The sequence below is a fragment of the Thomasclavelia sp. genome, from assembly GCF_017889095.1.
Lineage (GTDB): Bacteria > Bacillota_I > Bacilli_A > Erysipelotrichales > Coprobacillaceae > Thomasclavelia.
Genome location: NZ_JAGHEW010000254.1, coordinates 1 through 12,412, shown reverse-complemented (window position 1 = coordinate 12,412; position 12,412 = coordinate 1). Strand labels below are relative to the sequence as shown.

Sequence of the window (12,412 nt, the reverse complement as noted above, 5' to 3'; positions counted from 1 at the left end):
GTGTATAACCCTAATTGACTTTCATCACCGGTTTTTACTGCTGTAGCAGTTTGATTAGAAGGTGATGCTGGTTTAGTGGTAGTTTGGTTGACACTTGGATTGGTCACGGTAACTTTACAAGTTGCTTCAACATCGCCATCACTTACAGTAATTGTAGCTACACCACTATTTTTAGCAGTAATTGTTAAGTCGTTTACACTAACGATTTCTTCGTTATCACTTGTGACAGTTAGCTTTTTATAACCGTCATAATTAACTTTTAATTCTGTTGTTTGCCCAACAGTCAAAGATAGTTCATTATTGTCTAGGGTGAGGGTATGTTTATATGTTTGACCAGCAATTTCAATTACATTAACATCACCAGAAACTTCATTGGCAATAAGAAGCAATGGTTTGTTTGTTGGACTATCTTGAGCGCTGATTGTACACAACCCTTCTGGTGAAACAGATCCGGCAATATTATCATTAAAATCTCTTAGATTTAGATAATCAAAATAAATTGGATCGGCTGGGTTACTAATATCATACATCATCACGCCACCAATTCTTTCTAAACCGATAAAAGCATACGGAACATTATCAATTACCATTGTTTTTACATCTTCGGGTTCTGGGCCTTTTTTACCACTACGGTCTTTAAATGAAATATCATCATTAGAACAGTTAAAATAATCTGGTAATAATTTAGCAGTAATCTCTTCAAATTCACCGCCACTATCGCTAACCAAAGTCATGGTTGAAGCATCGATGATTGAAAATGAGCGACCACCAAATAAATATTTTTTCGATAAATCATCAAAACCATCATAATCACTTGTATCAATAGTAACAATTTTACTTTTTGATTCACCGTATTTTTCTTCTACTTCGTTAATATAGTTACCCCACTCGCGACTATCACCTTCATTAGCGGTCAATAAATAAGTTTTGCCATTAACTTGATAAGAAGCAATTCCATCAGGCATATAGACACCTAAAAACTCATCATTATTAGTAATATTGATCGTATCTTCTTTTTTATAAAGATCAATTTTATTATCACCACTGCTATAGTCTTTAAAGCCTAATGAATCCACTCTTGTAACTTGTTTAGTTGTTAAGTCTACAGTTGCAATTGAATTAGCTTCTTGTAAAGTAACATAAGCAGTTAAACTATCGTTAGAAATAGTGATATATTCAGGCTCAAAGTCTAAAGATGGTGCGGTATTCTTTTTAATAATAACATTATTAGCGACTAAAGCATTGCGTGCTTCAGGGCTGTCAAAGCCGCTAAAATCAATCTCATTAACTTCATTGGTAGCTGTTGTTAAGGCAGTGATCGAACCTTTAGGATCAATAGCTCCATCATCATAACCCTCACGTGGTTCTCCTTCATTAGCGGTTAAAATCAAACTGCCATCAGGTGAATAAGTAATCATATCCGGTTGTATTCCGGCGCTAGCAATACTGATTAAATCACCTTCAGCACTTAATCTGGCGATATAACCATTTTCTTTATAATCTTGGTGTTGGATCGCAATAGCGATTTCTTGACCATTAGGACTAACATCAACACTTGTAATATCTCCAGCATTGTTAATTCCAAGTGTTGCTAAAGTGACGATCTTTTTGGCACTTAAATCAAGATAACCATTAGAATCGAGATTGTTTAAATCAATAATATGAAGCGATTGATTGACACCAGAAACTAAATACATTGTTTGATTATATTTGTTGTATTTAACAATTTCGGCAACACCACCATCTTTATTAGCCCCAGATAGAGTGTTATAATTAGCGATTTCGCTCATAAAATTATTATAACTAGTTTTATTGTTTTGGGCTGATAAACTGGTAATTGATGCTGTTGTAAGTAATGACACTGTTAATATACCAGTAATTATTTTTTCTTTTGCATATCCTTCCTCCTTGTTTACTTTTTTAATTATAAAAATTAAAAATAAAACAAATATCATTTAAGTGTTATAGTTTTGTGAATTTTGTGTAAAATCAATAACTGCTTTTCCAAATATTAAGATAAACTATAGATAATTTGATAGTAAAAAAGTTGGTCTTGTTTAAAATGTTGACTAGGAGGTTTAATATGTTTAATAAATTGGAATTAGAAATTAGCTGTGTTCATTGTTTACAAAGCAGTCAAAATGAAATCTATCCATTAATTAATGGAAATAAGGATAGTAAAGCTAAAGAAATGATCATGAATGAAGAACTGTTTTTATATTATTGTCCGCATTGTGGCTATTATCAGCCAATTTTATATGAGTGTATTTATTATGATGAAAAATTAAAATATTTAGTGGTTTTGTCTAAACATGGCAAAGAGTTATTACGGAAAATTGATTTTGATATATCTGAATATGATATTTATTTTGTAAGCGAAGTACAAGAAATGAAAGAAAAGATCATTATTAAAGAACATAATTTAGATAATCAGGTTATTGAAATCATGAAGCAAAATATTCGTAATTCATATACAAATAAAAGTAGTTACGATCTGGTTTTGAGTAAAGATATTAGTTGTTTTGAAATGATTTATCCTAATAATGAAATTATCAAGACTATTGCTTTTGATTTTACAACTTATCAAAAGTTATTGAATTTAAGTAATTAAGGATTTAAATTTATGGCTTTTTTTGTAGGTTTTTTGGTTTTTAAATAATTTATTTTTTTATTTTGTTATGATAAAATTATGATATGGTCCAGGCTTTTTGAAATGGGGGATATTATAATGGCAATAGAAAATAATAAATATTTTATCGAGAAAATCAAAATAATTCTAGATAGCCATTTAATTTGTCCGTTTGAATATTGGATAGAAGATAATCGACTATTGATCTTTGATAGTGAATTTAATGTAATTAGTGATATTGATCATTATATGGATTATTTAGCTAAAGAAAGCATGATCTATGATGAAGATAAATGGAAAATGATTGATTTTTTAACAGGTAAGATGAACGGACCAATTGAAATTAGGGCTTTTAATGAGCATAAAGAAGCAAAGTATATATTGGATGCTTCTATGTATTTAGAAAAAAATAAAAAGATCTTAGTTGGCAGTATTCGCGATACGACCCATATTAAACAGCGAGATTCTTTAACGAATCTTTATAATCATGAAACTGGAAAAGTATTGATTAGTGAATATTTGGAACATAAAAATCCTTATGCTACTTGTGCTTTGATTATTGTAGATATTGACTACTTTAAAAGAGTAAACGATGTTTATGGTCATTTAGTTGGAGATAATGTATTGAAAAAAATGGCACGTTTATTATCGCATTTATTTAAAACAAGCGATATAATCGCTCGTATTGGTGGCGATGAATTTGTTATTTTGATCAAAGATATAAAACATGCTTCGTTGGTTAAAAAAATGATGGAATTAATCAAATCAGTATCGAAGTTACGTTTTGATGAAGATGATCTGATCATTACTTGCAGTGCTGGAGTTTGTTATTTGCCTGAAAATATTGCCGGTCTTAACTATGATCAGATTTTTAAAAATGCTGATTGGGGATTGTATCGAGCTAAAGAAAATGGGCGGAATCAATATGTTTTTTGTGATAATTTACATCGCTTTGAAACGATGATCAAAGATAATAAAAAAATTGATATTGATACTCGCTATTTACATAATGATGTAGTAGCAACGGCATTTGAAATATTTGAAAAAGCACCAAGCTTTCCTTTAGGAATCAAAAAACTGTTTAAAATTGTTGGCTTAAAATATGATCTTGATCGTATTAGTATCATTCATACTAATATTAAAAATAAAGTAGTATCAAAACAATATCAGTGGGTAAAAGAAGGAGTTCCTGAAGTTTTATCATCACCTTCGGGCTTTAAAAAAGAAGATTTCTTAACTTTGTTTAATAGTTATAATGAATATGGAGTAATGGTATTACAAAATGATCATATGGAAATGTATTCTAAAGAAGCAGCAGATCTATTAATGCAAGGTGAAGCAAAAACTGTTGTTTATGCAGCGATGTATTGTCAAGGAAAATATACGGGAGCTGTTTCTTATGTAACCTGCCGTAATAAAAGGGAATGGAGTGAACAAAGTTTATTTCAACTAGGTGAACTAACTAAGATTATTTCTGCTCATTTAGAAAAACATCTAGCAATCAATGAAATTAATCAAAGTATTTTTTCAGAACCTAATTATGATTTTTTAACGGGTTTAATTTCTTTTCCTAAATTTAGAGAAGAAGTTGAACGATTAATTGTTGGTGAACATGCTGGTTCAAATATTATCATTTATACTGATTTTCAAAATTTTACTTATATTAATCAAAAATATGGCTATGCCACCGGTGATCAGCTGTTAAAAGAGTTTACTCACTATATTATCAAGGTTCTTGGTGAGGATGAAGAAGTATATTTTACGCGAGTAGTTTCGGATCAGTTTATTATCTTTTTACCTTATGATGATATTGAACATGTTGAAAAAAATATCCAGGCAATTTATCAAGGGTTTATTGATCAATGTATGCAAACATATCCAGATATGAAATTACGAATCAGAGCAGGAATTTATCGTGTTGATGATAATTGTATGAGTGCTTCAGTAGCTTTTGATGCGGCAAATTATGCACGGAAATCAATTGCCAGTAATAGCAATATGCTAGTTAAATTATATGATGAAAAACTACATCAAAAAAAGCAGCTGGAACAAGAAATTATTTCTGAAATTGATCAAGCTTTGAAAAATCATGAATTTAAAGTTTATATGCAACCAATTTTTTCATTAGAAAATTATACGATTGTTGCTGCTGAAGCTTTAGTAAGATGGATTAGGCCAAATGGTGAAGTTTTACAACCAAGTACCTTTATTCCTATTTATGAGGCTAATGGACGTATAATTGATTTGGATTTTTATGTTTTTGAAGAGGTGGTTAAATCACTAGCTAAGTGCAAACAGTTAAAAAAACGAATTATTCCTGTTTCCATCAATGCGTCTATATTGCATGCTCACAATAAGCAAACAACACAAATTTATATGGATATTTTAAAAAAATATGATATTGATCCAAGTTTAATTGAAATTGAATTGACAGAAACAGATACTATAAAAGAGGACGAAAGTGTAGCAGAAATGTTTGATAGTTTAAATCAGGCGCGAATTAAAACTGCTTTGGATGATTTTGGGGCTGGATATTCGGTTTTAAATTCAGTTCTTAAAATGTCAATTGATACCATCAAAATTGATCGTGTATTTATAAAAAATTGTGAGCAGAATCAAAAAGGAGTCTATTTTTTACAGCAGTTAATTGATATTTTTCAACAGCTGGGCTATAAAGTTATTTGTGAAGGAATTGAGACCCAAAAGCAAATTGATATTATTAAATCGGCTGGGTGTAAACTGGGTCAAGGTTTTTACTTTTCTAGACCGCTACCATTAGAAGAATATGAAAACCGACTATAAACTAATGATAATTTAGGCGGTTGAGTGATAAATTTATTATTGGATAAATAATTATTAAACTGATAATATATTATCTATACTTTTTTTTGAAAATGGGTTGACTTCAACAAAATATCGGTCTATCATATTGAGTAACATAACTTAAATACTTTGATAGGAACTAGTAGATAGATTAATCAAGCCTAGAGAGATTCTGGATGGTGTAAAGAATTGTTGGTTGTTTATTGAACTCATCCTTGAGTGGAGCGCTGAAAATAGTAGGTGGCTACGGAATGCAACCGTTATCTAGCAAAAGTATGAACTATAATAATATAGCGTACTTGAAGAGGTTAATATCGTGAGGTATTAATAAATTGAGGTGGAACCACGGGGTTACTATACTCTCGTCCTCAAAATGGCAATGTCATTTTGAGTGCGAGAGTTTTTTTATAAGTATTTAAAGAAATTTAGAGGAGGAAAAAGGGAAATGATGAATTATCAAAAGTATAAGAGATTTGAACCAATCAACTTTAAAGAACGTACTTGGCCTGATAAAGTAATTGAAAAAGCGCCAACATGGGTTTCTGTCGATTTACGTGATGGTAATCAAGCTTTGATTACACCAATGAAAATTGAAGAAAAAGTGGAAATGTTCCAACTCTTAGTAGATATGGGATTTAAAGAAATTGAAGTGGGATTCCCATCTTCAAGTCAAATAGAATATGATTTTTTAAGAATTCTAATTGAAGAAAACTTGATACCGGATGATGTAACAGTTCAAGTATTAACTCAGGCAAGAGAACATTTAATTAGAAAAACATTTGAATCACTAAGAGGATTGAAAAGAGCTATTGTCCATGTATACAATTCAACTTCTGTATTACAACGTGATGTAGTTTTCAATAAAGATAAAGAAGCCATTAAACAAATTGCTATTGACGGAGTTCGTTTAGTTAAAGAATTAAGTAAAGAATTTGATGGTGAGGTAATTTTGGAATATTCACCTGAAAGTTTTACTGGAACTGAATTAGATTATGCCATGGAAGTTTGTGAAGCAGTAATGGATGAATGGGGAGCAAGTAAAGATAAAAAAGTGATTATCAACTTGCCATCTACTGTAGAAATGGCAACACCAAATGTTTATGCCGATCAGATTGAATGGATGTCAACACATTTTAAAGATCGTGACCGGGTTATTTTATCATTGCATACTCATAACGATCGTGGTTGTGGTGTGGCTGCTACGGAACTTGGAATCATGGCTGGTGCTGATCGAGTTGAAGGAACTTTATTTGGTAACGGTGAAAGAACTGGGAACTTGGATATCGTTGTAGTTGCTTTAAATATGTTTACTCAGGGAGTTGATCCAAAACTTGATTTAAGTAATATCAATAATATTAAATATATTTATGAAAAAGTAACGAAAATGGAAATTCCACCACGTCAACCTTATGCTGGACAATTGGTTTTTACCGCTTTTTCAGGAAGTCATCAGGATGCTATTAATAAAGGAATGCATGCAATGCAAGAAAGAGAAAGTAAAATTTGGGAAGTTCCATATTTACCAATTGATCCTAGTGATATTGGTCGTCAATATGAACCAATTGTTCGTATCAATTCACAATCTGGAAAAGGTGGCGTTGCTTATGTGATGGAAAGTATGTATGGTTTCCATTTACCTAAAGGATTGCAAGTAGATTTTGCCAAAGTTATTCAGGATATTAGTGAAGAAGAAGGGGAAGTTTCACCAGAAAGAGTTTATGATACATTTATTGAACAATATGTTGATATCGAAGAGCCATATCGCTTTGTTAGTCAAAAACTAATTGATATTAGTGATGATGAGAGTGAATATGAACGTCGAGCTGAAATCATGATTGAAGTTAATGGTGAAATTACTGAACTAATTGGTTATGGAAATGGACCAATTGATGCTGTAAAAAATGCTTTGAATTCACTTCCAGGACATTATTCTCATTTGTTGGATTATAGTGAACATGCCCTAACTTCTGGCTCTAGCTCAAAAGCAGCAGCTTATGTATATTTAAGAGCTAAAGGAAGTGCTAAACAGGAATATGGTGTAGGAATTCATCCAAATATTACTACAGCAACGATTAAAGCAATTATTTCAGCGATGAACCGCTTGCATCAAGCATTAAAATAAAAATGAAAAGGAGTGTAACTATGAATCGTTTAGTTTTATCTCTATTAGTAGAAAATAATCCTGGAGTATTAAGTCGGGTAGCTGGTTTGTTTTCACGCCGTGGTTATGGAATAGATAGTTTAAGTGTAGGAAAAACTAATCAGCCTAATATTTCAAGGATGACGATTGTAGCTTATGGTGATGATTTGATTTTAAATCAAATCGAAAAACAGCTTGGTAAACTGGTTGAAGTACTAGAAATTTTTCCATTAAAACCAGAAGAATCAGTTTATCGGGAACTAGTATTAATAAAAGTTGAAGCTAATGAAAGACAACGATCATCATTAGTTTCGATTGCTGATATTTTTAGAGCACGGATTATTGATGTGGCACCAACTTCATTGGTAATCGAGGCAACTGGAAATCAATCAAAAATTGATGGTCTGCTTGCCATGTTAGAAGGGTTCAATGTCGTTGAGATCGTAAGAACTGGTTTATCAGGAATTAAACGTGGTCTTAATGAAATTGATATAAATAGTCAGAGAAAATAGAATAGGGGGATTAGAAAAATGGCTAAAATTTTTTATGAATCTGATTGTGACTTATCTTTATTAGACGGTAAAACTGTCGCTATTATTGGGTATGGTTCTCAAGGACATGCTCATGCATTAAACTTAAAAGAATCTGGTGTAAATGTAATTATTGGTTTATATGAAGGTTCAAAATCTTGGAAAAGAGCAGAAGAACAAGGATTTGAAGTATATACATCTGCTGAAGCTGCAAAAAAAGCAGATATCATCATGATCTTGATCAACGATGAATTACAAGCTAAATTATACAAAGAATCAATTGAACCAAACTTGGAAGAAGGAAACATGTTAATGTTTGCTCATGGTTTCAACATTCATTTTGGACAAATCGTACCACCTAAAAATGTTGACGTAACTATGATTGCACCAAAAGCACCTGGACATACAGTACGTAGTGAATATTTAGCTGGTAAAGGAACTCCATGTTTAGTAGCTGTAGAACAAGATGCTACTGGACGCGCTCAAGATATTGCTTTAGCTTATGGTCTTGCTATCGGTGGAGCACGTGCTGGGGTTTTGGAAACTACTTTTAGAACAGAAACTGAAACTGACTTATTTGGTGAACAAGCTGTATTATGCGGTGGAGTTTGTGCTTTAATGCAAGCCGGTTTTGAAACATTAGTAGAAGCTGGATATGATCCAAGAAATGCATATTTTGAATGTATCCATGAAATGAAATTAATCGTTGATTTAATCTATCAATCAGGATTCTCTGGTATGCGTTATTCAATTTCTAACACTGCTGAATATGGTGATTATATTACGGGACCAAAAATCATCACTGAAGATACTAAAAACGCAATGAGAAAAATCTTAAAAGATATTCAAGATGGTACTTTTGCAAAAGACTTCTTATTAGATATGTCTGAAGCTGGTGGACAAGCACATTTCAAAGCAATGAGAAAATTAGCTAAAGAACATCAAGCTGAAAAAGTTGGGGAAGATATTAGAAAATTATATTCTTGGTCTGACGAAGATAAATTAATCAATAACTAAAAATACAACAACACACTTTTGTGTGTTGTAATTAAGGAGCATTTGCTCCTTAATTACAACCTACAAAGGTAAAGATAAGGGGGATATATATAATGGCAATGACAATGACACAAAAAATATTGGCCGATCATGCAGGATTAGACAAAGTTGTAGCCGGACAGTTGATTGAAGCTAAACTAGATGTAGTTATGGCAAATGATATTACTGGTCCAATGGCTTTGCCTATTTTTAGACAAATGGCTGATAAGGTTTTTGATAAAGATAAGGTAGTTTTAGTACCTGATCATTTTACACCAAATAAGGATATTAAATCTGCAGAAAACTCTAAAGCAATTTTAGATTTTTCAACTGAACAGGAATTAACTTATCACATGGAACAAGGTAAATGTGGAGTTGAACATGCAATTTTACCAGAAATGGGAATTGTAGTAGCTGGTGAATGTATTATTGGTGCAGATTCACATACATGTTCTTATGGGGCGTTAGGGGCTTTTTCTACTGGTGTTGGAACTACTGATATTGCAACCGGAATGGCAACTGGTGAATTGTGGTTTAAAGTACCAGAAGCAATTAAATTTGTATTAACAGGAAAACCAACAAAATATGTTAGTGGTAAAGATGTGATTTTGCATATCATCAATGAAATTGGTGTTGATGGTGCTTTATATAAATCAATGGAATTTGTTGGTGACGGGATTCAATATTTAACGATGGATGATCGTTTTACGATTTGTAATATGGCAATTGAAGCGGGAGCTAAAAACGGAATTTTCCCAGTTGATGATCAGACAATTGCCTATATGGAAGAACATTCTAAAAAAACATATAAAGTATATACAGCTGATGAAGATGCAAAGTATGAACGTGTAGTTGAAGTTGATCTAAGTAAAGTCCGTCCAATGGTAGCGTTCCCACATTTACCAGGAAATGGACATACAATTGATGAAATTGAAACAATGGATAAAATTATGATCGATCAAGTCGTAATTGGTTCATGTACTAATGGTCGAATCAGTGATTTACGTAAAGCAGCAGCAATATTAAAAGGTAAGAAGGTTGCTCGTAACGTAAGAGTAATGGTCGTTCCGGCAACACAAAAAATCTTTTTACAATGTATTGTCGAAGGATTGGCAGAAATTTTTGTGGAAGCTGGTTGTGCCTTCAATACTCCTAGCTGTGGTCCATGTATGGGTGGTCATATGGGAGTTATGGCTAAAGGTGAAAGATGTGTTTCAACGACTAATCGTAACTTTGTTGGAAGAATGGGCGACACTGAAGCTTTAATTTATTTAGCTTCACCAGAAGTAGCGGCCGCTAGTGCAATTGCTGGTTATATCGCTAATCCAGAAAAGGCAGGTGTAGAATAATGAAAATTTATAAATATAATGATAATGTTGATACTGATGTAATTATTCCCGCTCGTTATTTGAATTCATTTGATGCTAAAGAATTAGCGAGTCATGCAATGGTCGATCTTGATCCTTATTTTGCCAAAACAGTCGAAGTTGGTGATATCATCGTTGCCGGTTATAATTTTGGTTGTGGTTCTTCAAGAGAACACGCACCACTTTGTTTAAAAACAGCTGGAATTAAATGTATTATTGCTAAAAGCTTTGCCCGTATTTTTTATCGTAATGCGATTAACATTGGTTTTCCAATTATGGAATGTCCAGAAGCGGTTGAAGGAATTGATGCTGGTGATGAAGTAACAGTTGATTTTAATACTGGTATTATTACTAATGTAACTAAAAATGAAAGCTATCAAAGTCAGCCATTTCCAGAATTCTTACAAAAGATGATTGCCGCAGACGGTTTGGTTAATTATGTTAATGCTAAAAGAGGTAAATAAATGGAAAAGAATATTGCAGTAATTAAAGGTGATGGAATCGGTCCAGAAATTGTAAACGAAGCCATTAAGGTGCTTGATGCCATTGCTAGTAAATATAATCATAAATTTAATTATACTAATATTTTAATGGGTGGCGCTTCAATTGATGTATATGGAGTACCTTTAAGTGATGAAGCCTTACAAATAGCTAAAGATAGTGATAGTGTTTTGTTAGGATCAATTGGCGGTGATACAAATACTTCACCTTGGTATAAATTAGAACCTAATTTACGACCTGAAGCCGGTTTATTAAAAATTAGAAAAGAATTAGGGTTGTTTGCTAATTTACGTCCAGCGGTTTTATATGACGAATTAAAAGGAGCTTGTCCTTTAAAAGAAGAATTAACTGCTGGTGGTTTTGATATGATGATCATGCGCGAACTTACAGGTGGTTTATATTTTGGTAAACGTTCAACTCAAGAAGAAAACGGCGAAATGGTTGCTCGTGATTCAATGAGTTATAGTGAAACAGAAATTAAAAGAATTGCTAAAAGAGCTTTTGATATTGCGATGAAGCGAAATAAAAAAGTTATTAGTGTTGATAAAGCAAATGTTTTGGATACTTCAAGATTGTGGCGTAAAATAGTTAGTGAGGTCGCTAAAGATTATCCGGAAGTAACATTAGAACATATGTTAGTTGATAACTGTGCGATGCAGTTAGTTAAAGATCCGAAACAATTTGATGTTATTTTAACAGAAAACATGTTTGGTGATATTTTAAGTGATGAAGCTAGTATGGTAACGGGATCAATTGGAATGTTATCTAGTGCTTCTTTAAGGGAAGATAAATTTGGTATGTACGAACCAAGTCATGGTAGTGCACCAGATATTGCTGGTAAAAATATTGCCAATCCAATTGCAACTATTTTATCAGCAGCAATGATGCTTCGTTATTCGTTTGATCTAGATGATGAAGCTCAAGCGATTGAAAATGCAATTGAAAAAGTATTGCAACAAGGATATCGTACTAGTGATATTATGTCAGAAGGAAAAACTTTAGTAGGTACTAAAGAAATGGGTGACTTAATTGTTGCAAATTTATAAGGGGGATAGAAAATGAAAAGTGATAATGTAAAAAAGGGGATGCAACAGGCACCTCATCGATCATTATTTAATGCTTTAGGTTTAACTGAAGAAGAAATGAATAAACCGTTAATCGGAATTGTTAGTTCATATAATGAAATTGTCCCTGGACACATGAATCTTGATAAAATCGTTGAAGCTGTAAAAATGGGAGTAGCTCTGGCAGGTGGAGTACCTAGAGAATTCCCGGCGATTGCAGTATGTGATGGAATTGCTATGGGACATATTGGAATGAAGTATTCGTTAGTAACTAGAGATTTAATTGCTGATAGTACTGAAGCAATGGCTTTAGCTCATCAATT

Annotated in this window: 10 protein-coding genes and 1 other annotated feature; of the genes, 9 read left to right on the top strand and 1 reads right to left on the bottom strand. The window is 32.4% G+C overall.

What is annotated here, in order from left to right; genetic code table 11:
• The coding region (locus J7M77_RS11455; RefSeq protein WP_296878649.1) for a choice-of-anchor I family protein at positions 1 to 1,862 on the bottom strand (1,862 nt) is incomplete at its 3' end.
• 221 nt (positions 1,863 to 2,083) lie between these two features.
• Between J7M77_RS11455 and J7M77_RS11450 the strand changes: the two genes are divergently transcribed.
• From J7M77_RS11450 to J7M77_RS11410, 9 genes are all read left to right on the top strand, one after another.
• A complete protein-coding gene (locus J7M77_RS11450) occupies positions 2,084 to 2,611 on the top strand; it encodes a CpXC domain-containing protein (RefSeq protein WP_296878647.1) in 528 nt (175 codons plus the stop codon).
• A 117-nt stretch (positions 2,612 to 2,728) separates the two neighbouring features.
• Positions 2,729 to 5,431 carry an EAL domain-containing protein gene (locus J7M77_RS11445; protein WP_296878645.1) on the top strand — a complete coding sequence of 901 codons (2,703 nt, stop codon included), beginning with the start codon at positions 2,729 to 2,731 and terminating at the stop codon, positions 5,429 to 5,431.
• Between the two features lie 141 nt (positions 5,432 to 5,572).
• Positions 5,573 to 5,825: a binding site (T-box leader), on the top strand.
• Between the two features lie 72 nt (positions 5,826 to 5,897).
• Positions 5,898 to 7,574 carry a 2-isopropylmalate synthase gene (gene leuA / locus J7M77_RS11440; protein WP_296878643.1) on the top strand — a complete coding sequence of 559 codons (1,677 nt, stop codon included), beginning with the start codon at positions 5,898 to 5,900 and terminating at the stop codon, positions 7,572 to 7,574.
• A gap of 20 nt (positions 7,575 to 7,594) precedes the next feature.
• A complete protein-coding gene (gene ilvN, locus J7M77_RS11435; protein WP_296878641.1) occupies positions 7,595 to 8,104 on the top strand; it encodes an acetolactate synthase small subunit in 510 nt (169 codons plus the stop codon).
• 18 nt (positions 8,105 to 8,122) lie between these two features.
• Positions 8,123 to 9,139: a ketol-acid reductoisomerase gene (gene ilvC, locus J7M77_RS11430; RefSeq protein ID WP_296878639.1), complete on the top strand. Its 1,017-nt coding sequence runs from the start codon at positions 8,123 to 8,125 to the stop codon at positions 9,137 to 9,139.
• Between the two features lie 92 nt (positions 9,140 to 9,231).
• Positions 9,232 to 10,506 carry a 3-isopropylmalate dehydratase large subunit gene (gene leuC / locus J7M77_RS11425; protein ID WP_296878638.1) on the top strand — a complete coding sequence of 425 codons (1,275 nt, stop codon included), beginning with the start codon at positions 9,232 to 9,234 and terminating at the stop codon, positions 10,504 to 10,506.
• On the top strand, positions 10,506 to 10,988 hold the full coding sequence (gene leuD / locus J7M77_RS11420; RefSeq protein ID WP_296878637.1) for a 3-isopropylmalate dehydratase small subunit: 483 nt from the start codon (positions 10,506 to 10,508) through the stop codon (positions 10,986 to 10,988). Before leuC ends, leuD begins: the two co-directional genes overlap by 1 nt.
• Complete coding sequence (leuB, locus tag J7M77_RS11415; RefSeq protein ID WP_296878635.1) at positions 10,989 to 12,071, top strand: 3-isopropylmalate dehydrogenase; 1,083 nt, start codon at positions 10,989 to 10,991, stop codon at positions 12,069 to 12,071.
• A 12-nt stretch (positions 12,072 to 12,083) separates the two neighbouring features.
• The coding region (locus tag J7M77_RS11410; RefSeq protein ID WP_296878633.1) for a dihydroxy-acid dehydratase at positions 12,084 to 12,412 on the top strand (329 nt) is incomplete at its 3' end.